At 69.7% G+C, this 21,925-nt stretch carries 22 protein-coding genes; 5 read left to right on the top strand and 17 right to left on the bottom strand.

What is annotated here, in order from left to right; genetic code table 11:
- Window positions 1-5 precede the first annotated feature (5 nt).
- From pspA to pgsA, 3 genes are all read right to left on the bottom strand, one after another.
- A complete protein-coding gene (gene pspA, locus B9D87_RS01450; RefSeq protein WP_007774976.1) occupies window positions 6-833 on the bottom strand; it encodes a phage shock protein PspA in 828 nt (275 codons plus the stop codon).
- Window positions 834-965: 132 nt separating this feature from the next.
- Entirely contained in the window at window positions 966-1,292 is a 327-nt protein-coding gene (clgR, locus tag B9D87_RS01445) for a transcriptional regulator ClgR (protein ID WP_007774977.1), read from the bottom strand.
- Window positions 1,293-1,407: 115 nt separating this feature from the next.
- Window positions 1,408-1,980 carry a CDP-diacylglycerol--glycerol-3-phosphate 3-phosphatidyltransferase gene (pgsA, locus tag B9D87_RS01440; RefSeq protein WP_007774979.1) on the bottom strand — a complete coding sequence of 191 codons (573 nt, stop codon included), beginning with the start codon at window positions 1,978-1,980 and terminating at the stop codon, window positions 1,408-1,410.
- Between the two features lie 65 nt (window positions 1,981-2,045).
- Here pgsA and B9D87_RS01435 point away from each other — a divergent pair, with 65 nt between their 5' ends.
- The gene (locus B9D87_RS01435) at window positions 2,046-2,579 is read left to right on the top strand and encodes an amino-acid N-acetyltransferase (RefSeq protein ID WP_040631443.1); all 534 of its coding nucleotides are present in this window, start codon (window positions 2,046-2,048) and stop codon (window positions 2,577-2,579) included.
- Here B9D87_RS01435 and B9D87_RS01430 read toward each other — a convergent pair.
- Window positions 2,576-5,083 (bottom strand): FtsK/SpoIIIE family DNA translocase, encoded by a 2,508-nt coding sequence (locus B9D87_RS01430; RefSeq protein ID WP_007774982.1) that lies wholly within the window; start codon window positions 5,081-5,083, stop codon window positions 2,576-2,578. The genes B9D87_RS01435 and B9D87_RS01430 overlap by 4 nt on opposite strands.
- Window positions 5,084-5,252: 169 nt before the next feature.
- Between B9D87_RS01430 and B9D87_RS01425 the strand changes: the two genes are divergently transcribed.
- Genes B9D87_RS01425 through B9D87_RS01415 form a run of 3 tightly spaced genes read left to right on the top strand, consistent with a single transcriptional unit; the run spans window position 5,253 to window position 7,287 of the window.
- On the top strand, window positions 5,253-5,567 hold the full coding sequence (locus B9D87_RS01425; RefSeq protein WP_007774985.1) for a putative quinol monooxygenase: 315 nt from the start codon (window positions 5,253-5,255) through the stop codon (window positions 5,565-5,567).
- Window positions 5,567-6,409 carry a mycofactocin-coupled SDR family oxidoreductase gene (locus B9D87_RS01420; RefSeq protein WP_007774988.1) on the top strand — a complete coding sequence of 281 codons (843 nt, stop codon included), beginning with the start codon at window positions 5,567-5,569 and terminating at the stop codon, window positions 6,407-6,409. The genes B9D87_RS01425 and B9D87_RS01420 overlap by 1 nt, the downstream gene beginning before the upstream one ends.
- 5 nt (window positions 6,410-6,414) lie before the next feature.
- A complete protein-coding gene (locus tag B9D87_RS01415; protein WP_080598624.1) occupies window positions 6,415-7,287 on the top strand; it encodes an SAM-dependent methyltransferase in 873 nt (290 codons plus the stop codon).
- On the opposite strand, the gene B9D87_RS01410 is transcribed toward B9D87_RS01415, so the two are convergent.
- From B9D87_RS01410 to B9D87_RS01370, 9 genes are all read right to left on the bottom strand, one after another.
- Entirely contained in the window at window positions 7,284-8,960 is a 1,677-nt protein-coding gene (locus tag B9D87_RS01410) for a ribonuclease J (protein ID WP_007774994.1), read from the bottom strand. The two genes, B9D87_RS01415 and B9D87_RS01410, sit on opposite strands and share 4 nt — an antisense overlap.
- A 19-nt stretch (window positions 8,961-8,979) precedes the next feature.
- Complete coding sequence (gene dapA, locus B9D87_RS01405) at window positions 8,980-9,882, bottom strand: 4-hydroxy-tetrahydrodipicolinate synthase (protein WP_007774997.1); 903 nt, start codon at window positions 9,880-9,882, stop codon at window positions 8,980-8,982.
- Window positions 9,883-9,954: 72 nt separating this feature from the next.
- A complete protein-coding gene (gene thyX / locus B9D87_RS01400) occupies window positions 9,955-10,707 on the bottom strand; it encodes an FAD-dependent thymidylate synthase (protein WP_007775000.1) in 753 nt (250 codons plus the stop codon).
- 10 nt (window positions 10,708-10,717) lie between these two features.
- On the bottom strand, window positions 10,718-11,845 hold the full coding sequence (locus B9D87_RS01395; protein WP_007775002.1) for a restriction endonuclease subunit S: 1,128 nt from the start codon (window positions 11,843-11,845) through the stop codon (window positions 10,718-10,720).
- Entirely contained in the window at window positions 11,842-13,248 is a 1,407-nt protein-coding gene (locus B9D87_RS01390; protein ID WP_007775005.1) for a class I SAM-dependent DNA methyltransferase, read from the bottom strand. Before B9D87_RS01390 ends, B9D87_RS01395 begins: the two co-directional genes overlap by 4 nt.
- Window positions 13,248-14,468 (bottom strand): winged helix-turn-helix domain-containing protein, encoded by a 1,221-nt coding sequence (locus B9D87_RS01385; protein ID WP_040631446.1) that lies wholly within the window; start codon window positions 14,466-14,468, stop codon window positions 13,248-13,250. Before B9D87_RS01385 ends, B9D87_RS01390 begins: the two co-directional genes overlap by 1 nt.
- A 36-nt stretch (window positions 14,469-14,504) precedes the next feature.
- Window positions 14,505-15,215, bottom strand: coding sequence for a coiled-coil domain-containing protein (locus B9D87_RS01380; protein WP_007775009.1), 711 nt, complete (start codon window positions 15,213-15,215; stop codon window positions 14,505-14,507).
- Between the two features lie 73 nt (window positions 15,216-15,288).
- Window positions 15,289-15,813 (bottom strand): dihydrofolate reductase, encoded by a 525-nt coding sequence (locus tag B9D87_RS01375; protein WP_007775012.1) that lies wholly within the window; start codon window positions 15,811-15,813, stop codon window positions 15,289-15,291.
- A 61-nt stretch (window positions 15,814-15,874) separates the two neighbouring features.
- Complete coding sequence (locus B9D87_RS01370) at window positions 15,875-16,675, bottom strand: thymidylate synthase (RefSeq protein ID WP_007775015.1); 801 nt, start codon at window positions 16,673-16,675, stop codon at window positions 15,875-15,877.
- A 42-nt stretch (window positions 16,676-16,717) separates the two neighbouring features.
- Between B9D87_RS01370 and B9D87_RS01365 the strand changes: the two genes are divergently transcribed.
- Window positions 16,718-17,467: a dienelactone hydrolase family protein gene (locus tag B9D87_RS01365; RefSeq protein ID WP_007775018.1), complete on the top strand. Its 750-nt coding sequence runs from the start codon at window positions 16,718-16,720 to the stop codon at window positions 17,465-17,467.
- Here the strand turns inward: B9D87_RS01365 and B9D87_RS01360 are convergent.
- The 4 genes from B9D87_RS01360 to B9D87_RS01345 form a co-directional block, all read right to left on the bottom strand.
- The gene (locus B9D87_RS01360) at window positions 17,456-18,670 is read right to left on the bottom strand and encodes a glycosyltransferase (protein WP_040631449.1); all 1,215 of its coding nucleotides are present in this window, start codon (window positions 18,668-18,670) and stop codon (window positions 17,456-17,458) included. The two genes, B9D87_RS01365 and B9D87_RS01360, sit on opposite strands and share 12 nt — an antisense overlap.
- 82 nt (window positions 18,671-18,752) lie before the next feature.
- The gene (locus B9D87_RS01355) at window positions 18,753-19,856 is read right to left on the bottom strand and encodes an acyl-CoA dehydrogenase family protein (protein ID WP_007775022.1); all 1,104 of its coding nucleotides are present in this window, start codon (window positions 19,854-19,856) and stop codon (window positions 18,753-18,755) included.
- Entirely contained in the window at window positions 19,853-21,043 is a 1,191-nt protein-coding gene (locus B9D87_RS01350) for an acyl-CoA dehydrogenase family protein (RefSeq protein WP_007775024.1), read from the bottom strand. Before B9D87_RS01350 ends, B9D87_RS01355 begins: the two co-directional genes overlap by 4 nt.
- Window positions 21,040-21,822, bottom strand: coding sequence for an SDR family oxidoreductase (locus B9D87_RS01345; RefSeq protein ID WP_007775026.1), 783 nt, complete (start codon window positions 21,820-21,822; stop codon window positions 21,040-21,042). The genes B9D87_RS01350 and B9D87_RS01345 overlap by 4 nt, the downstream gene beginning before the upstream one ends.
- Between the last annotated feature and the right edge of the window lie 103 nt (window positions 21,823-21,925).

Genomic DNA, 21,925 nt, shown 5'->3' with positions numbered 1-21,925 from the left:
TTCGGCTACTGGCCAAGTGGCTTCTCGGGGACCGAGCCGCCGGCGCTCTCCGCCGGCGCGGGAGTGGCGGGCGTCGTCCCGGCGGCCGGCGTCCCACCGGTCGGCAGGGCCTCGCCACGCATCGAGGCGCGGATCTGCTCCAGCCGGGAATGTCCGGCCATCTGCACCCCGGCCTGCTCGACCTCGAGCATCCGGCCCTGCACCGAACCCTGCGCGAGCTCGGCGGCCCCGATCGCGTTCGCGTACCGGCGCTCGATCTTGTCGCGCACCTCGTCGAGGCTGGGGACGTTGCCGGGGGCGGCCAGATCGCTCATCGACTGCAGCGAGGCGCTCACCTGCTCCTGCATCTTGGCCTGCTCGAGCTGGCTGAGCAGCTTGGTGCGCTCGGCGATCTTCTGCTGCAGCACCATGGCGTTCTGCTCGACCGCCTTCTTGGCCTGCGCGGCCGCGCCCAGCGCCTGGTCGTGCAGCGTCTTGAGGTCTTCGACGCTCTGCTCGGCGGTCACCAGCTGGGCGGCGAACGCCTCGGCGGCGTTGTTGTACTCGGTGGCCTTCGCGGCGTCACCGGCCGCGGTGGCCTGGTCGGCCAGCGTCAACGCCTGACGCACGTTCACCTGCAGCTTCTCCACGTCCGCCAGCTGACGGTTGAGCCGCATCTCGAGTTGGCGCTGGTTGCCGATCACCTGCGCGGCCTGCTGGGTCAGCGCCTGGTGTGTGCGTTGCGCTTCCTCGATGGCCTGCTGGATCTGCACCTTGGGGTCTGCGTGCTCGTCGATCTTGGCGTTGAACAGCGCCGTGAGGTACTTCCACGCCTTGACGAACGGATTGGCCATGAGTTAGCTCCACCTTCGCTTCTTGAGGATCCGGATGGTCCCCGGATGGGCCTGAGGGACTCCGCGCCTGCCGCTCAATTTAGTGGGTCGGCGCCGATCGCCCCACCCCTTGAGCGGGATCGGTACCGCCGCTCAGGCCAGCGCCAACGACGCCACCGGCGGGATGACGACCTTGATGCTGGTGCCGCTCGCGCCGTCCGTGGCCGCGCCGACGGCCGCCCGCTCCTCGCTGGCCATCCGCTCGCCGGCGTGGGTGAGAACCGACGACAACGGGACGTCCAGCGCGTCGCAGATCGCGTTCAGCAGCTCGCTGGAGGGCTCCTTGCGGCCGCGCTCCACCTCGGACAGGTAACCGAGGCTCACCCGCGCCGAATCGGACACCTCGCGCAGCGTCCGGCCCTGTGTCGTGCGCGCCTCGCGCAGCACGTCGCCGATGACCTCTCGCACCAATGGCGGCATCCCGCCCTCCTTCGTCCAGTCGGCCCTGCGCGGCACGTACTCAGCTTGCCTCCGGCAGGTGCTCATTAGGTGAACGCCGACGGCGGTGGTCTGGTTCCCGTCGGATGCGCCGAAATCAGGCGGGCGTGCGGCGCACTTCCCGAACGGTCGACACGACATAGTCGATCCCGGTGATCACGGTCAGCACGACCGCCGCGCCCATCACCACCGCGGCGATCACCCGGAAGAGCCCCGGCGTTCCCGCCCACGGCAGTATGAACAATCCGATGGCCAGCACCTGCACCACGGTCTTGACTTTGCCGCCCCAGCTGGCCGGTATGACGCCGCGGCGGATGACGATCAGCCGCAGCACGGTGACCCCGAATTCGCGGGCCAGGATCAGCACCGTGACCCACCATGGCAGTTCGCCGAGCATGGAGAGCCCGATCAGCGCCGACCCCACCAGCGTCTTGTCCGCGATCGGATCGACGAATGCGCCGAATTCGGTCGCCATGCCGTAGTTGCGGGCCAGCAGGCCGTCCAGCCGATCGGTGATGCAGGCGGCCGCGAAGATGACGAAAGCCACCACGCGGAAACCGTTTTGGTGGCCGTCTCCGGCGAACAGCGCAAGCAGGAAGACGGGCACCAGCACGAGCCGCAACAGGGTCAACGTATTGGCGAGGTTGGCTATGTTCGCGCGGCCTACCATCGGACCCGTCTGCGGCTGCCCCGACACGGCAACAGAATAACGGTTGACCAGCGCACCCGTCCGTGATGTCGATACTGTTAGCCGTGAGCACAAGTCCGCAGCGCCCTCATCCGCTGGTTCGGCGCGCGCGAACGTCCGACGTGCCGGCCATCAAAAACCTGGTCGACACCTACGCGGGAAAGATCCTGCTGGAGAAGAACCTCGTGACGCTCTACGAGGCTGTCCAGGAGTTTTGGGTGGCCGAGCATGAGGGCCAGGTGGTCGGTTGCGGGGCGCTGCACGTGATGTGGTCGGACCTCGGCGAGGTCCGCACCGTCGCGGTCGCCCCGGCGCTGACCGGACACGGCATCGGCCACGCGATCGTCGACCGGCTGCTCGAAGTCGCCCGCGAGCTGCAGTTGAAGCGGCTGTTCGTGTTGACGTTCGAAACCGAGTTCTTCGCCCGGCATGGATTCACCGAGATCGAGGGCACGCCAGTCACCGCCGAGGTGTTCGAGGAGATGTGCCGCTCCTACGACATCGGCGTCGCGGAGTTCCTCGACCTGAGCTACGTCAAGCCGAACATCCTCGGCAACTCGCGGATGCTGTTGAGGCTCTAGTCCTCTGGATCGCCCCCGTCGGCGTCGGCGCCGCCCCGGATCAGGGCCAGCGTTCCGGCCAGTTCGTCGGGCTTGATCAGCACCTCGCGCGCCTTGGAGCCCTCCGAGGGCCCGACGATGCCGCGGGTCTCCATCAGGTCCATCAGCCGGCCGGCCTTGGCGAAACCGACGCGTAGCTTGCGCTGCAGCATCGACGTGGAGCCGAACTGGCTGGACACCACCAACTCGACGGCCTGCAGGAACACGTCCATGTCGTCGCCGATGTCGGGGTCGACGTCGGTGCGTTCGCCGGTGGGCTTGGCGGTGGTGACGCCGTCGGTGTACTCGGGTTCGGCCTGGTCCTTGCAGGCGGTGACGACGGCGTGGATCTCCTCGTCGGTGATGAAGGCGCCCTGCAGCCGGATCGGCTTGTTGGCGCCCATCGGCAGGAACAAACCGTCGCCCATGCCGATCAGCTTTTCGGCGCCGGCCTGGTCCAGGATGACGCGGCTGTCGGTCAGCGACGACGTGGCGAACGCCAGCCGCGACGGCACGTTGGTTTTGATCAGACCGGTGACCACGTCCACCGACGGGCGCTGGGTGGCCAGCACCAGGTGAATGCCTGCGGCGCGGGCCTTTTGGGTGATCCGCACGATGGCGTCCTCGACGTCGCGCGGCGCGGTCATCATCAGGTCGGCCAGCTCGTCGACGATCGCCACCACGTACGGGTAGGGCCGGTACTCGCGCTGGCTGCCCAGCGGCGCGGTGATGGCACCGGAGCGGACCTTCTCGTTGAAGTCGTCGATGTGCCGCACCCGGGACGCCTGCATGTCCTGGTAGCGCTGCTCCATCTCCTCCACCAGCCACGCCAGCGCGGCCGCCGCCTTCTTGGGCTGGGTGATGATCGGCGTGATCAGATGCGGAATGCCTTCGTACGGCGTGAGTTCCACCATCTTCGGGTCGATCAGGATCATCCTGACCTCTTCGGGGGTGGCGCGCGCCAGCAGCGATACCAGCATCGAGTTGACGAAGCTGGACTTACCCGAACCGGTCGAGCCGGCCACCAGCAGGTGCGGCATCTTGGCCAGGTTGGCCGAGATGAAGTCGCCCTCGATGTCCTTGCCGAGCCCGATCACCAGCGGGTGGTGGTCGCGCCGGGTCGACGGCGCGGTGAGCACGTCGGCCAGCCGCACCATTTCCCGGTCGGTGTTGGGCACCTCGATGCCCACGGCCGACTTGCCGGGGATGGGGGCCAGCATGCGGACGCTCTCGGTGGCCACCGCGTAGGCGATGTTCTTCTGCAGCGCGGTGATCTTCTCGACCTTCACCCCCGGCCCGAGCTCCACCTCGTAGCGGGTGACGGTGGGCCCGCGGGTGCAGCCGGTGACGGCCGCGTCCACCTTGAACTGGGTCAGTACCTCGGTGATGGCGTCGGCCATGACGTTGTTGGCGGCGCTGCGCTTCTTGGGCGGATCGCCCGCCACCAGCAGGCTCAGCGACGGCAGCGTGTAGGGGCCCTCGACGACCCGGTCCAGCTCGACGGTGTCGTGCTTGCCGGACCGGCCGCGCTTGCGGTCGCGCCGCGCACCTGGCTGAATTGCCGGCTCGGGCACGGTGGGGATGTCGTCCTGCAGCGCGGCCTGGGCGTCGTCGTCGGGCGACCACGCCGGCGGCGCCTCGTCCGGGACGGCGGGCGCGTCGTCGTAATAGTTGGCGGGCTCCGCCTCGGCGGTGTCGGCGAACTCGTCCGCGTAGTCGTAGGGCTCGTCGTCGTAGTCCTCGTCGACGAACCGGGTGTGGAACAGGTTGCGCATCACCACGGGCACTTCGCGGATGGTGGTGCCGGTGAGCAGCAACAGGCCGAACATGAAGCCGATGAACAACAAGGGCGCGGCGATCCAGGGTGTGAGCCCGTCCGAGAGCGGCCCGCCGATGGCGAAGCCGATGAAACCGGCCGCGCGCCGGCGCGCTTCGGGGTCTCCCGGCGAACCGGACCACAGGTGGCGCAGGCCGAGGACCGACAGCGTGATCAGGGTGGCGCCCAGGATCAGCCGCGGGCGCACCTCGGGGTTGGGCTCGGTGCGCATCAGGGTCACCGCCACCGCGGCGGTGGCGACCGGCAGCGCGAGCACACCCGCGCCGAGGAAGGTCCGCAGCAGCGTGTCGACCCAGGTGCCGACCGGTCCGGCGGCGTGGAACCACGAGCTCGCGACGACCACCACGGAAAAGCCCAGCAACAGCAGCGCGATGCCGTCGCGGCGGTGGCCGGGGTCGATGTCGTGGGCCCGCCCGATCGACCGGGCCGCGCCGCCGGTTCCCCGGGCGGCCATCAGCCAGACGGCGCGCGCTGCACGGCCGCAGGCGAGCCCGGCGCCGACCAGCGGCGCGTGGTTGCGCCGCCTGGCGGGCTTGCTGACCTTCTTGCGGGGCGCCGCCGGGCGCGCACCCCGGGACCCGCTGGCGCGCGAAGTGGCCTTTGACCTGCTCGTTCGGCTTCCGGAGCGGGCGGCGGTCTTACTGGGCATGACGGCAAGGGTAGTCGCAACGGCATCATCTACACCACCCGCCACACTGGTAACGGTCCGGCTTGTCGGGCATGGGTCCAATCGGCCGCCACATCGCGTGAGTAGGGTGACATTCGGTTGTGAGAAGTCGTGCTCGTCACCCACCCCCACCGCGCCCAGGAGGCCAGCAATGCCCGTTGTCGTCGTCGCCACCATGACCGTCAAACCCGAGTCGGTCGACACCGTCCGCGACATCCTGACCCGGGCGGTCGAAGAAGTGCACGACGAGCCGGGCTGCGAGATCTACTCGCTGCACCAGTCGGGCGAGACCTTCGTGTTCGTCGAGCAGTGGGCCGACGCCGAGGCGCTCAAGGCGCACAGCACCGCGCCGGCGGTCACCAAGATGTTCACCGCGGCCGGCGAACACCTGGACGGGCCCCCCGACATCAAGATGCTGCAGCCGGTCCCCGCGGGCGACCCGGCCAAGGGACAGCTGCGGCCCTGATGACCCGCTCGTCGGACGAAGCCCTGAAAGGGCCCTTGAAAGGGAGAGTCGCCTTCATCACCGGCGCCGCGCGCGGTCAGGGCCGCGCGCACGCGGTGCGACTGGCCGCCGACGGCGCAGACATCATCGCCGTCGACCTGTGCGACCAGATCGCCAGCGTCCCCTACTCGCTGGCCACGCCGGACGACCTGGCGGCCACCGTGAAGCTGGTGGAAGACACCGGCGCCCGCGTCGTCGCCCGGCAGGGTGACGTCCGCGACCGCGACTCGCTGTCGGCGGCGCTGCAGGCGGGCCTGGACGAGTTCGGCCGCCTGGACATCGTGGTGGCCAACGCGGGGATCGCCCCCATGCAATCCGGTGACGACGGCTGGCGCGACGTCATCGACGTCAACCTGACCGGCGTCTACCACACCATCAAGGTCGCGATACCCACGATGGTCAAGCAGGGCACCGGCGGTTCGATCGTGCTGATCAGTTCGAGCGCGGGGCTGGCCGGGGTCGGCAGCCCGGACGCCGGTTCGGTCGGCTACGCCGCGGCCAAGCACGGGGTGGTCGGGCTGATGCGCGTCTACGCGAATCTGCTTGCCGGGCAGATGATCCGGGTCAATTCAATCCACCCATCCGGGGTCGAGACACCGATGATCAACAACGAGTTCACCCGCGAATGGCTGGCCAAGATGGCCGCCGGGACGGACACACCGGGAGCCATGGGCAACGCCATGCCGGTCGAGGTGCTCGACGTCGAGGACATCGCCAACGCGGTGGCGTGGCTGGTGTCCGACCAGGCGCGCTACATCACCGGCGTAACCTTGCCGGTCGACGCGGGATTCCTGAACAAGTAGTCGTCATGGCACGAAACCCGGTTGCGCAGACTGCATTTGGCCCGATGGTGCTCGCCGCCGTCGAGCAGAACGAGCCGCCCGGGCGCCGCCTGGTCGACGACGACTTCGCCGAGCTCTTCCTGCCCGGCCCGCTGCGGTGGCTGGTCGGGGCGACCCGGTTCGCGCCGGTTCGCCGGCTGATGATCCGCGGCTCGGAGTTCACCGGTCCGGGATTGTGGGCAAACCTGGCCTGCCGCAAGCGGTTTATCGCCGACAAGCTCAAGGAGTCGATCGACGACATCAACGCCGTCGTCATCCTCGGGGCGGGGCTGGACACCCGCGCCTACCTGTTGACGCGGCGGGTGCGCATCCCAGTGTTCGAGGTCGATCTGCCGGTGAACGTCGCCAGGAAGTTCAAGACGGTGCGCCGGGTGCTCGGCGAGCTGCCGCTGTCGGTGCGGTTGGTGGCGTTGAACCTCGAGCACGACGACCTGCTCACCTCGCTCGCCGAGCACGGCTATCGCACCGACTACCGGGTGTTCTTCATCTGCGAAGGCGTCACCCAGTACCTCACCGAGGCGACGGTGCGGCGCACGCTGGACGGGCTGCGCGCGACCGCACCCGGCAGCCGTTTGGTGTTCACCTACGTCCGTAGGGATTTCATCGACGGCACCAACCGGTATGGCACCCGCACGCTGTATCGCACCGTGCGCCAGCGGCGCCAGCTGTGGCGTTTCGGGCTGCAGCCCGACGAGGTCGAGGCGTTCCTGGGCGGGTACGGCTGGCGGCTGGTGGAGCAGGCCGGGCCCGACGAGCTCGCCCAGCGCTATGTCGAGCCCACCGGCCGCAAACTCAAAGCCTCGCAACTGGAGTGGTCGGCCTACGCCGAGAAGATCTAGACCTCGATGACGGTCGGCACGATCATCGGCTGCCTGCGGTAGGTCTCGCCCACCCATTTGCCGACGGTGCGCCGCACGCCCTGGGCGATGCGGCTCGGATCGGTGATGTTCTCGGCCAGCAGCGCTTCCAGCTCCGCCTCCACCCTGCGCACCGCGGGCTCGAGCGCTTTGGGATCCTCGGAGAATCCGCGCGATTGCAGGTGCGGCGGGGCGACCGGACGCCCGGTGCCGCGCGCGACCACCACGGTCACCGCCACGAAACCCGACGACAGAATGAGCCGCTCGCCCAACGTGATGTCGCCGACGTCGCCGTTGATCAGGCCGTCGACGAACATCTTGCCGACCGGCACCGCGCCGGCGATCGAGGCCTTGCCCGCGACCAGGTCGACGCTCACCCCGTTCTCGGCCAGCAGGATCGACTCCTCCGGCACGCCGGTGCGGGCCGCCAGTTTGGCGTTGGCGCGCAGCATGCGCCACGTCCCGTGCACCGGCATGACGTGACGCGGCCGAATCCCGTTGTACAGGAACAACAATTCCCCGGCGTACGCGTGGCCCGAAACATGCACGCGCGCTTGGGCATTGGTGACGACGCGGGCCCCGATCTTGGCGAGTTCGTCGATGACGCCGTAGACCGCTTCCTCGTTGCCCGGGATCAGCGACGACGCCAACACCACCAGGTCACCCGCGGTCAGCGTGATGCTGCGGTGCTCGCCGCGCGACATCCGCGACAGCGCCGACATCGGTTCGCCCTGGGTGCCGGTGGTGATCAGCACCACCTTCTCGGGCGGCATCATCTCGGCGGCGCCGATGTCGATCACGTCCGAATCGGCCACCCGCAAAAAGCCGAGCTCGCGGGCGATGCCCATGTTGCGCACCATGGATCGGCCGACGAACGATACCCGCCGGCCCAAAGCGACTGCCGCATCGATGATCTGCTGCACCCGGTCCACGTTGGACGCGAAGCACGCCACGATCACCCGGCCGTCGGCGCCGCGGATCAAACGGTGCAGCGTCGGGCCCACTTCGCTTTCCGACGGCCCGACGCCTGGATGCTCGGAATTGGTTGAGTCACAAAGGAAAAGGTCCACCCCGGCGTCGCCGAGCCGGGACATGCCGGGCAGGTCGGTGGGCCGCCCGTCCAGCGGAAGTTGGTCGAGCTTGATGTCGCCGGTGTGCAGAATCGTCCCCGCGCCGGTGTGTACCGCGATCGCCAGCGCGTCGGGGATGGAGTGGTTGACGGCGAAGTACTGGCATTCGAACACGCCGTGGGTGCTCTTCTGCCCCTCGGCCACCTCGACGAACACCGGCTTGAGGCGGTGCTCGCGGCACTTCGCCGCGACCAGCGCCAGCGTGAACTTCGAACCGACCACCGGGATGTCGGGGCGCAGCTTGAGCAGGAACGGAATGCCGCCGATGTGGTCCTCGTGGGCGTGGGTGAGCACCAGCGCCTCGATGTCGTCGAGCCGGTCGGAGATGTGACGCAGATCCGGCAGGATCAGATCGACGCCGGGCTCGTCGTGGGTGGGGAACATCACCCCGCAGTCGACGATCAACAGCCGGCCCAGGTGCTCGAAAACCGTCATGTTGCGGCCGATTTCGCTGATGCCGCCAAGAGCGGTGACCCGCAACCCTCCCGCGGCCAAGGGGCCTGGCGGGGCGAGGTCTACATCCACTTCTCGGAAACCCCTCCGGTCACCGCAGCACCGAGGCCGCGCGCATATCGGCGGCCAACGCGTCGAGTTGTTCTGGCGTCGCGGGCATTTGCGGCAACCGCGGATCGCCGACCTCGATGCCCTGCAGGCGCAGGCCCGCCTTGGACATCGTCACACCACCCAGGCGGGCCATCGCGTCACACAGCGGGGCGACGGTGGCGTTGATCTTGCGGGCGGTGGCGATGTCTCCGGAGCTGAACGCGGACAACATTTCCCGCAGCTGTCCGGCCGCCACGTGAGAAATCACGCTGATGAATCCGGTGGCGCCCATGGCCAGCCACGGCAGGTTCAGCGCGTCGTCGCCGGAGTAGTAGGCCAGGCCGGTCTCGGCGATGATCTGGCCACCGCTGTGCAGGTCGGCCTTCGCGTCCTTGATCCCGACGATGTTCGGGTGGGCGGCCAGCGCACGGATGGTCTCGGGCTGGATCGGTATCACCGAACGCGGTGGGATGTCGTAGAGCAGCACCGGCAGCTCGGTCGCGTCGGCGACGGTGGTGAAGTGGGCGATCAGCCCGCTCTGCGGCGGCTTCGAGTAGTACGGGGTGACCACCAGCAGGCCGTGCGCGCCCTCGGCCGCACAGGTCTTGGCCAGCCGGACGCTGTGGGCGGTGTCGTACGTGCCCGCGCCGGCGATGACGCGGGCCCGGTCGCCGACCGCCTCCAGCACGACGCGCAGCAGCTCTCGCTTCTCGTCGTCGGTGGTGGTCGGGGACTCGCCGGTGGTTCCGGAGATCACCAGCCCGTCGCAGCCCGCGTCGATCAGGTGATTGGCCAGCTGGGCGGCCGCGGCGGTATCAACGGAGCCGTCCGGGCGAAACGGTGTGACCATCGCGGTCAGCACAGTTCCCAACCGCGCTGGGGCGTCGAATCCGACCGTGCTCACGGTGTTCAGGTTACCTGGCGCCAGCAAGGTATTTAGCACCCACGTGGACGCGCGTCGACGCGCGTCGGCGGCTCAGGCCTCGGTGGCCAGCGGGCTGGTCGCGACCTCCGTGCCGTCGGCCAGCGTGGAGATCTCGAAGTCGGCGAACACCGCGGGCGCCACGCCCGCCAGCTGGCGCAGGCACTCGATGGCGAGCCGGCGGATTTCCACGTCGGCGTGCTCGCTGGCGCGCATGGCGATGAAGTGCCGCCACGCCCGGTAGTTGCCGGTCACGACGATGCGGGTCTCGGTCGCGTTGGGCAGCACGGCGCGGGCGGCCTGGCGGGCCTGCTTGCGCCGCAGCACCGCATTCGGCTGGTCGGCGAACTTCGCCTCGAGTTTCGCCAGCAGCTCGGTGTAGGTGGCGCGGCTGGCGTCGGCGGCCGCGGCCAGGATCTGCTGCAGTTCCGGATCGTCTTCCATGCCCGGCGGCACGACGACGTGCGAGTCCTTCTCCGGGACGTAGCGCTGGGAGAGCTGCGAGTAGGAGAAGTGCCGGTGGCGGATCAGCTCGTGCGTCAACGACCGCGAGACGCCGGTGATGTAGAACGACGCGCTCGCGTGCTCGAGCACCGAGAAGTGGCCGACGTCGATGATGTGCTTGATGTAGCCGGCGTTGGTCGCGGTCCTTGGGTTGGGCTTCGACCAGCTTTGATAGCAGGCCCGGCCGGCGAACTCCACCAGCGCGGGGCCGCCGTCGGCGTCGGTGCTCCACGGCACGTCCGGGGGCGCCAAGAAGTCGGTCTTGGCGATCAGTTGCACGCGCAGCGGCGCGATCTCGGCCACGGCGCTCACCTTAGCCCGGCGACGATGCGCGCCGCGGAGTGGCGCGAGGAGGAGCCGGGCAATCAGCCGCAGGCGTGCCGGGCGGATCGGCGTCTGTGACCCGCACCTTGCCGCGGATCAGCAGCGGCAGCAGCGCGTCGCGCAGCCCCGACAACCGCGCGCTTTCGGTGCGGCGCGCGTGACACAGCGCACCCAGCCCGGTGAGCGTGCGCAGCGCCTCGGGGCTCAACCGCCGCACGTCGGAGACCAGCACGTCCAGCAGGTCGCGCGGCTGAATTCGCTGATGGCTGCCGGAGGTGCCGGCGACCCGCCGCTGCAGCCGGCGCGAGACGTCGGGTTGCCGCAGCGCCGACCACAGCGCCGAGGAATCGATGCCGACCGGGACCAGCACGACGAACTCTGTGCTGGCCACCGCCATGTCGGACGGCAGGCCCACCACATTCCAGATCCGCGGGATCCGCGGGTTCAGCTTGGCGAACAGGACGCACGACTGGGTCAGCAGGAGCTTGGCGCTGCGCACCTCCGCGGCGGGGACCAGGCAAGGTTTCGCCCCGTCGTCGAACGCCGGGAGGCTGAAGTGGGCGACGCGAGCGTCGAACTCGCTGACGCTCGCCGTCGACCGGGTGGCCAGGCTCGACAGCCGCACCCGATCCGGCGCCGATTCCGCGAGGGCGACCATCAAGCGTTCCGCCGTGTCGATCACCCGGTCGTTGGCGGCGATCTTGTCGTCGAATGCGCCCAGCAGTTCGGCAATCCGCCGCCGTTCGCGCGCGGCGACGGTCCACACCGGAACGTCGTGCAGGATTCTCTGGTTGAGCAGCGGCTGCCCCGACCCGGATCGATGATCGGCCAGGCGGCAGGTCTGCATGGCGTAATACCAATACCGGGTCTCTCGCGGGTCTTTGGCGCGGCACACCAGCGCGTTCTCGGTCACCCAGACATCGGAGTCGCAATAGCGCAGGCTGCCGCAGTACGACCCGACGCGCCCCAGCACGATCAACGGCCCGGTGGCGTTGTGCGCGGCGGCGTAGCCGATCGCGCCGTTGGCGCCGTAGACGGGGACGCTCCCGTCGGAGTCTCGCGGCGGGGCGCCGCTTCCGGTGCTGAAGTCGAGGTGCTCGCCCAGGACGCTCTTCACCGCAGCCGCTTCACCTGTTGGCGCACCACGGTTTCCGCCCGGGCCGAGTCGTCCAGCGCGGCCAGCAGGTCGCCGGTCAGCCGCGCGATCTTGTCGGCGGCGGGTTCACCGTCGTCGGGCGCGGTGGGCGCGTCCACATACCGTCCCGGCGTCAGCGGGTAGCCCGCGGCCCTGACGGCCTCCACCGGAACGGACTGACAAAAGCCCGGAACGTCTTGATAGCTGAGGCCTTTGGCGAGCGCCGACGCGGTGCCCGACCACGCGTGGTAGGTGTCGGCGATCCGGGCGATCTCCTCGCGGGTCAGGGCGCGCTCGGCCCGATCCACCAGGTAGCCCAGGCCGCGCGCGTCGACGAACAGCACCTGGGCCGACCGGTGCGCCTTGTCGGTGGCGAAAAACCACACGCACACCGGTATTCCGGTGCTGCGAAACAGCTGCGCGGGCAGCGCGACCACGCACGACACCAGGTCCGCGTCGACGATCCGGGCCCGGATGCCGCCCTCGCCCATCGCGTTCGACGACATCGAGCCGTTGGCCATCACCACGCCGGCCGCACCGCCCGGGGCCAGCTTGGACAGGATGTGTTGAATCCAGGCGTAATTCGCGCTACTCGCGGGCGGAACACCGAAGCGCCAGCGCGGGTCGGCCTCGTCTCGGGCCCAATCCTTGATGTTGAAGGGCGGATTGGCCAGCACGTAGTCCATCTGCACGCCGGCGTGCAGATCGACGGCGAGCGTGTCGGCGCACCGCGGGCCCAGGCCCGCGTGGTCGATGCCGTGCACGGCGAGGTTCATCTTCGCCATCCGCCAGGTCTGCTCGACGCTTTCCTGTCCGTAGAGGGTGACTTTCGCCGGATCGCCGTCGCGTTCGGCGATGAAGTGTTCGGTCTGCACGAACATCCCTCCCGAGCCGCAGCACGGGTCATACACCCGGCCGCCGGTCGGTTCGAGCACCTCGACGAGCAGCCGCACCACGCTGGGCGGGGTGAAGAATTCGCCGCCCCGCCGGCCTTCCGCGCGGGCGAAATTGCCGAGGAAGTATTCGTACACCTCGCCCATCAGGTCCCCCGCCCGCCCGCCGCCGTCGCCGATTCGCGCGCCGTCGAGCACGGTCACCAGCTCGGCGAGCCGACGCGGGTCGAGGTTTTCGTATAGCCGGGGCAGCGTCCCGGCCAGCGCCGGGTTCGCCGTCATCACGGCGTCCATCGCGTCGTCGGCCAGGCGGCCGAGCTCGCCGGATCCAACGTTGTCCGCCAACGCTTTCCAGTGCGCTTCGGAGACGCGCTTGAGGAACACCAATCCCAGGATCACGTCCTTGTACTCGCCGGCCGACAGTGAGCCGCGCAGCTTCTCGGCCGCCTTCCACAGCGTGGCCTTGAGCTCCTTGGACGTCGACGCCGGCATCAGCTGACCCGCTTGGCCGCCGCGCGTAGCTCGCCGGACAGATCGCCGGGCCCGGCGACGCTGAAACCGCCCAGGCCCAGCCAGGACGCCATGGATTCGAGCTCACCGGCCAGCGCCGCGGCCACGCGGGCCCTGGGCACGTCGGGCTCGCCGAAAGCGCCCAGGACCCGCAGCGAATCGGCGGCGCGGTCGGCCTTGAGGTCGACCCGCGCCACCAGCCGCCCGTCCATCAACAGCGGCCACACGTAGTAGCCGTACTGCCGCTTGGCGGCGGGTGTGTAAATCTCTATGCGGTAATGGAATTCGAACAATCGCTCGACGCGCGGGCGGAAGAAGATGAGCGGGTCGAACGGGCACAGCAGCGCGGTGCCGCGGTCGGCGCGGGGCACGGTGCGGCCCGCCCGCAGGTGGGCCGGTGCCGACCACCCGTCGACGTCGACCGGCTCGATGTCACCGGTGGCCACCAACGCGGCGATCGCCGGCTTGACCTGCTGGGCCGACAGCCGGAAGTAGTCGCGGATGTCGGCCTCGGTGCCCACGCCCAGCGCGGTGGCGGCCCGCAGGGTGAGCTCCCGGATCGCCTCGTCGTCGTCGACCTCGCGGGCCAGCACGGCGGCCGGCAGCACCCGCTCCACCAGGTCGTAGTGGCGAGCGAAGCCCACCCGGGTGGCGGTGGTGAGCACTCCGGCGGAAAACAGCGCCTCGGCCACCCACTTGGTGTCGCTGCGCGTCCACCAGGTGCCCTTCTTGCGCCGCGGCTCGGCGGCCAGGTGCGCTTCGATCTGCCCCGCCGTGCTCGGTCCGAGCTCGGCGATGGCGGCGACGATCTCGTCGGCCAGCCGCGGGTTGGCCTTGACGATGTGGGTGCCCCACCGGCCGTGGGAGTACTGGCGCATCCGCCAGCGCAACAGCGGCCAGTCCTCGACGGCCATCAGCGCGGCCTCGTGCGCCCAGTACTCCGCCAGCAGCCGCGACGACCGCGGGCCCCAGGCGGCGCGGTCGAGCACGTCACGGTCGTAGGGGCCCAGCCGGCTGAACACCGGAGCATAATGCGCGCGCACCGCCACCGAAACCGAATCAAGTTGCAGCACTTGAATTCTGGAGATCAGCCGCTTCAAGTGCGCGCGGGTGATCTCGCCACCGGGGCGGGGCTCGGTAAATCCTTGGGCCGCAACGGCTATCCGCCGGGCTTGAGCGGCCGATAGCCTGCGGGTCGACACGGCGCCGAGAATACCGGTCGTGTCCGACGCTCCGCGTTAGGACGCTGAGCCGGCGCTGACTTTCTCGTCCAACCGCACCACGGAATCCGTCTCGGACGCATTCTTCTGTTCCTCGTAGGCGGAATCGAGCGCGTCCGGAACCGACTTCAGGTCGCGGTAGACGCCCATCAACTGCTCGAGAATCCTGATCCGTTGCCGGCTCGCCTCGTCCACCGCCCGTCGGGCCTCGTCACGATCCCGATCGGCCTTCTCCCTCGCCTCGGCGAGAAGCCGCTCACGCGCCTGCTCGGCGTCATCGCGCAGGCTGGCCAGCTCGGCCTCCAGCCTTTCCTTGGTCTCCTGATACTCGGCTTCCATGGCTTCGCGCTGCGCGGCCATGTCCGCCAACATCTGCTCGCGTTTGCGCTGGGTTTCCTCGGCCTCGGCCTCGGCAGCCGCGATCACCGCATCCGCCTCGGCCCGCGCCTCGGCATGCATCTCGGCCACCTCGTCGACCGCGCGGCTCAGCATCTTGGCCATCCGCTGTTGCACCGCGTGCGGCGACGGCGAGGTGTCCGTGAGCAGGGCCACCTCCTTGCGCAGCGCGGCCGTCTGATCGCCGGATTCCTGCAGCCGGGCCCGTAGGCTGTCGACGTCGTCGAGCAGCAGCTGCTGCTTGGTGGTCAGCATCTCGATGTGAGCATCAACCGCGGCCGCGTCGTAGCCCATGAATTTTCGAGAGAACGTCTTCACGGGTTCGGTTTTCACTGCCAGATTCCCCCTTCTCTCCGAACGCCTGGTTGACGCTGTGCGACCCGCCCCTGGGTCCGAGTATGTCAGGTCAGGCCGTGGGCGCGAACGGGTGCGCGGAGAGCCGGCGGTAGCTGTGGAACCGGTACCGCAGCCCCGAGCGGCTGGCCAGCCACTCCCCCGTTTCGCCCACCCAAGTGTCGTCCAGCGTCGGCGCCAGCGCATCGTCGTCGTCGCGCCGCAAATCGATTTCGATCTCGGTGACCTCGCAGCGGGTGGCGTACGGCAGCGCCAGCAAATAAATCTGCTCGCCGCCGATGACCCACGCCTCGGGTCCGTCCGCGCCGTGGGCCAAGGCCTCGTCCAGGGTCCCGGCCACCTGCGCCCCGTCGGCGACGAAACCGGCGTCGCGGGACAGGACGATGTTGCGCCGCCCCGGCAGCGGGCGCACCTTCGCCGGTAACGAGTCCCAGGTCCGCCGGCCCATGATCACCGGGTGTCCGATGGTCACCTCTTTGAACCGGGAAAGATCTTCCGGCACGTTCCAGGGGATGTCGCCACCGCGCCCGATGACGCCGGAGGTCGACTGAGCCCACACCAGGCCCACCTCGGTCATACGCGCTACTCCTTGATCCCGGCCTGCATGCCGCCCGAGCCGGCCCGATGGCCGGCGCGCGTCATACCGCGACTGGGGCTTTGATCGCCGGATGTGGGTCGTAGTTCTTTACGACGACATCGTCGTAGGTGTAATCGAAAATCGAATCCCGAGCGCCCAGAACGAGTTCCGGGTACGGCCGGGGCTCGCGGCTCAGTTGCAGCCGCACCTGCTCGACATGGTTGTCATAGATGTGGCAGTCCCCGCCCGTCCACACGAACTCGCCGACCGCGAGACCGGACTGGGCGGCCATCATGTGCGTCAGCAGCGCATAGCTGGCGATGTTGAACGGCACACCCAGGAACAGGTCGGCGCTGCGCTGGTAGAGCTGGCAGCTCAGCCGCCCGTCGGCCACGTAGAACTGGAAGAACGCGTGACACGGCGGCAGCGCCATCCGCGGGATCTCGCCGACGTTCCACGCCGACACGATGATGCGCCGCGAGTCGGGGTCGGTGCGCAGCAGGTCGAGGGCCGCGCTGATCTGATCGACGTGCTCGCCAGACGGCGTCGGCCAGGACCGCCACTGCACGCCGTAGACCGGCCCGAGATCGCCTGTGCTGCTTGCCCATTCGTCCCAGATGGTGACGCCGTGCTCGTGCAGCCAGGCGACGTTGGAGTCGCCGCGCAGGAACCACAGCAGTTCGTAGATCACCGACTTGAGGTGCACCTTCTTGGTGGTGAGCAGCGGGAAGCCGGCCGCCAGGTCGTAGCGCAGCTGCTGTCCGAACAGGCTGCGGGTCCCGGTGCCGGTGCGGTCGGATTTGGCCGTTCCCTGATCGAGCACCAGGCGGAGCAAGTCCTCGTAGGGCGTCGGGATCGGCACGCCGCCAGAATACGTCCAAGCCCGCGGAGTAGAACGGGTGCCATGCCGAACATCATCGACGTCGTCACCACCCCCGATGGCACCTGCACGGTGCACCTGTTCACCCCCGAGGGCCCGGAATCCCAAGTCCCGTGGCCCGGCGTGGTCATGTATCCCGACGCCGGCGGCGTCCGCGAGACGTTCCAGCAGATGGCCGCCAAGCTGGCCGGCTTCGGCTACACCGTGCTGCTGCCCGACGTCTACTACCGCACCGCCGACTGGGCGCCGTTCGACATGGCGACCGTGTTCAGCGACAAGAAGGAGCGCGGCCGCCTGTTCTCGATGATCGGCAGCGTCACCCCGGACCGGATGGCCGCCGACGCCGGCGCGTTCTTCGATTACCTGGCCGCCCGCCCCGAGGTGAGCGGCGAGCGATTCGGGGTGTGCGGTTACTGCATGGGCGGCCGGACGTCCCTGCTGGTGGCCGGGCGGGTGCCCGACCGGGTGGCCGCGGCGGCGTCCTTCCACGGCGGCGGCCTGGTGACCGACACCGAGGACAGCCCGCACCTGTTGGCCGATCGGATCAGCGCGACGGTGTACGTGGGCGGCGCCCAGAACGACGCGTCGTTCACCGCCGGCGACGCCGAGCAGCTCGACAAGGCGCTGACGGCGGCCGGCGTCGAGCACACCATCGAGTGGTATTCGGCCGGCCACGGATTCGCGGTTCCGGACAACGCGCCCTACGACGCCGCCGCCGCCGAGCGGCATTGGGACGCGATGACGGAGCTGTTCGCAGCGAAGCTACCGCGTTAGCGCGGTCATCAGCAGCGTCGCGGCCACCGCGGTGCCGTCGGTGCGGATCGTCGCGGCGACCGATTTCGCCCGCGCGCGCATCTGGTCGGTCAGGACCGCCCTGAGCGCGGTCGACAGCGACTCGGTGGTGGGTGCGGGCCCGTCGTGGGCGGCGCCGATGCCCAGTTCGCGCACCCTTGCGGCCCAGTAGGGCTGGTCGGCGCCCTGGGGCACCACCACCTGCGGCGCGCCCGCCCGGGCGGCAGTCGTCGTGGTGCCAGCCCCGCCGTGGTGCACCACGGCGGCGACCCGCGCGAACAGCGCCTGGTGGTTGACCTCGCCGACGGCCAGGCAGTCGTCCCGGTCGTCGATCGGCGCCAGGTCGGCCCAGCCGCGCGAGACCACGGCGCGGCGGCCCTGGGCGCGGACCGCCTCGATGGCCGTCCGGGCGGCGTCTTGCGAGGCGCGCATCGGCATGCTGCCGAAGCCGACATAGACCGGCGGTGCGCCCGCGTCGAGGAACGCGACCAGCTGGTCCGGCAGCGGGCGCTGGTCGCGCAGCAGCCAGGCGCCGGTTTGCACGACGTCCAGGTCGGCGGGCCGCCACGGGTCCAGGATGGGATCGGTCGCCAACCACGGGCGGTCGGTCAGCGCGTAGTCGCGCAGGTTGTCCAGTGGCGGCAGTCCGAGGGCCGCCCGATGGTCGTTGAGCGTCGCACCGAACGGTTCCTGCATGTGCCGGGCGTCGACTTGCCAGAGCACCCGGTTGTCGACCGTGCCGGGCGGGAACGGTCCGTTGGCGTAGGTCGGCGGCGGGTGGTGCGGCGACGGCACGATGGTGGGCTGGTAACTGACGTAGACGTAGTGAATCCCCCGGCTCTCGGCCACCGATCGGGCGGCCGCGGCGGCCGGCGGGAAGCCGGCCACCACCAGCGCATCGCAGCCCTCGGCCGCGGCGGCCACGGCGTCGAACTGCACGGCGATCAGGCCGTCCAGCTGCCGGCGCAGGTCCGCCTCGGACGGCAGCGGCCCGGTCTTCATCGCGCGCAACGAGGCGCCGAACGGCAGCAGCGGGACGTCGGCGCGGGCCAGCAGCTCGGCGAATTCGGCGTCCGGTGGCGCGCTCACCCGCGCGTCAACGCCGAGCGCCCGCAGGTGCGCCGCGAGCGCGGCGAGCGGCTCGACGCCGCCGCGCGAGTCGTACGCCGACAGCAACACCCGCATTCGCGCCACTCCCACCTGGTTGGTCGGCAAACTCTATCGTCGGCGCGGGCGCCCGGGGCGACGACCGCGGTGGCGCCGAAGATCAGAACGCGGGCAGGTCCACCAATTCGGCCAGGCGGGCGCGGTGACGGTAGGCGGTGCCGAACGCCAATTGGTCGCTCTTGGCCCGCTTGAGGTACAGGTGCGCGGGATACTCCCAGGTCATCCCGATCCCGCCGTGCAGCTGCACGCACTCCTCGGCGGCGTGCACGGCGACGTCGCTGCAGTAGGCCTGCGCGACGGCCGCCGCGGCGTCCGCGTCGGGGTCGCCGGCGGCGCAGGTGTCGGCCGCGTAGCGGGCCGCGGCGGCGGCCGCCCCGACCTCGAACCACAGGTCGGCCAGCCGGTGCTTGATCGCCTGGTAGGAGCCGATCGTGCGGCCGAATTGCCTGCGCTCTTTCGCGTAGGCCAGCGTGGTCTCGAAGCACCATTGGGCCAGCCCGAGTTGCTCGGACGCCAGCAGGGCCGCACCGGTCCGGATGGCTTCGGTGACCGGCTCGTCGCCCGCCCCGACCCGCGACGACGGTGATCCCGAAAATGACACGGCGGCAAGGGGTCTGGTCATGTCCAGCGCGAGCGCCGGGGAGATCTGGACGCCCGGCGCGTCGCGGGCGACGGTGTGCAGCTCGAGCCCGTCGCCCCCGGCGACCGGGACCACCAGCACATCGGCGGCATCCGCGCCGGCCACGCTGGTGACCGACCCGCTCAGCCCGTCGGCGCTTCCGCCGACGCCCGTGATCGGGTCGCACGGTGCGCTCGACAGCGGCACCACCAACGCCGCCGTCAGCTCGCCCCGGGCCAGCGCCGACACGGTCTCGGTGTCACCGGCGCGAAGCAGCGCGATGGTGGCGAGGATCGCGCTGGACAGGAACGGCACCGGGGCGACGGCCCGGCCGATCTCCTCCATCACCACGGCGGCCTCGCGGGCGCTCGCGTCGGCCCCGCCCAGCGACTCGGGAACCAGCAGGCCTGCCACGCCGAGTTCGGCGGCCAGGGTGCGCCACACGCCCGAGAAGTCTTGCGGTTGCTGGTCATAGAGGCGCGCCACCGATTCGGGTGGGCACCGCTCGGCGAACAGCTGACGGACGCCGGCCCGCAACGCCTCTTCGGTGTCGGTGTACAGCAGGTCGCCGGTGTGCGCGCTCATCGGGGCAGGTCCTTCCAGGCGGCGTCCTTGTCGACACGGTGTTCACCCGGCAGGCCGAGGATCCGCTCGGAGATGGTGTTGCGCAGGATTTCTGACGTACCGCCCTCGATCGAATTGCCGCGCGCCCGCAGGTAGCGGTAGCCGGGGCCGCGACCGACCAGGTCGACCGTCTCGGGCCTGCGCAGGGTCCAGTCGTCGTAATACAGGCCGGCTTCGGCGTGCAGCTCGATCTCGAAGCCCGAAATCGCCTGTGCCAGCTTGGCGAACGCCACCTTCATGCCGGCCCCCTCGGGGCCGGGCTGACCGGTGGCCGCCTGTTGCCGCAACCGTTCGCCGGCCAGCCGCAGGACCTCCGCCTCGACCCACAGCCGCATCAGCTGGTCGTGCATCGCGGGGTTACGCAGTGCGGGCTCGTCTCGCCAGGCCTCGGTGACCTTGCCGATGTGGCCGCCTTCCCGGGGAACACCGGCGCGCGACCCGATCGCGACGCGTTCGTTGTTCAGCGTGGTGGTGGCGACCCGCCAGCCACCGCCCTCCGGTCCGAGCCGGTTGGCATCGGGCACCCGGACGTCGGTGAGGAACACCTCGTTGAATTCGGCCTCGCCGGTGATCTGGCGCAACGGCCGGATGTCGACACCCGGTTGCGTCAGGTCGCACAGAAAATAGGTCAGCCCTTGGTGTTTGGGCACGGCCGGATCGGTCCGGGCGACCAGGATGGCCATCTGCGCGTGTTGCGCCTGTGAGGTCCACACCTTCTGCCCGTTGACAATCCAGTCGTCACCGTCGCGCACGGCACGGGTGGCGACCCCGGCCAGGTCGGATCCGGCGCCCGGCTCACTGAACAGCTGGCAGTAGATCTGCTCACCGGTGAACAACGGGCGCAGGAACTTTCGCTTCTGCTCGTCGGTGCCGAACGCCGCGATCGTCGGCGCCGCCATGCCCATGCCGATGTAATTCTTGCGGGTGCCGCCCACCGGCGCGCCAGCCGCGGCCAGCCGGGCATCGACGCGCTCCTGGGCGGTGCGCGGCAGATCCAGCCCGCCGAAACCGTGCGGCAGGTGCACCCAGGCCAGCCCCGCATCGTATTGCGCGCCAAGGAAATCCCGTGGGTCGCTGGTCGCCGGATCGTGCTCGTCGAGCAGTGCCTGCACCCGCGCGTCCAGGTCGGCGGTGTCGACGGCGGTCATTGCCCGCCGCCCGGCGCGGACTGGAATCCCTGCGCGGCGCCCAGCAACAGGCCACCGTCGATCACCATGGTCTCGCCGGTGATCCAGCTGGCCGCGTCGGAGACCAGGAAGGCCACCGCCGCGGCCACGTCGATCGGTTCACCGATGCGCCCGAGCGCGATCGATGACGCCAGCGGGTCCTCGTGGTCCTTCCAGAGCGCCTCGGCGAGCCGGGTGCGCACCACACCCGGGCATATCGCGTTGACCCTGATGCGCGGCGAAAGTTCCAGCGCCAGTTGCTTGGTGACGTGGATCAGCGCGGCCTTGGTGGCGTTGTACATGCCCATCGCCGGCGACTGATGCAGGCCTCCGATGGAGGCCGTGTTGACGATCGTCCCGCCATGCTCGCCCATCCACGACTTGACCACGAGCGACGTCCACAGCAGCGGGGCCCACAGGTTGACGTCGAAGATCTTGGTGAACCGGGCGTGATCCTGCTCGATCAGCGGACCGTATGCCGGGTTGGTTCCGGCGTTGTTGATCAGGATGTCGGCGGAGCCGAACCGCTCCAGCGTGAGCTCCACGCAGCGGCGCGCCGCGTCCTCGTCGACCGCGTGGGCGCCCACCCCGAGGGCGTTCTTCCCCACCTGGGCGGCGGCCTCGTCGGCGGCCTCCTGCTTGCGCGCGGTGAGCACCACGTTGGCCCCCGCCGCCGCCAGCTCCTGGGCGATCGACAGCCCGATTCCGCGCGACGCTCCGGTGATGATCGCGGTGCGGCCGGTGAGATCTTGTGAGGTCATGGTGTCGGGCCTTCCGTCGCGGTGAGAGCCGCCGTTGAGCAGCGGGGACTTCGTTTGCCGTCGAATTTTATTCGCGATGTTTTGGACACGTGTTGAGGTGGTA

Origin of the sequence: Mycobacterium colombiense CECT 3035, assembly GCF_002105755.1 — a bacterium.
GTDB lineage: Bacteria > Actinomycetota > Actinomycetes > Mycobacteriales > Mycobacteriaceae > Mycobacterium > Mycobacterium colombiense.
Note: the sequence above shows the minus strand (reverse complement) of the source record. Positions and strands in the feature narration are given on the sequence as shown.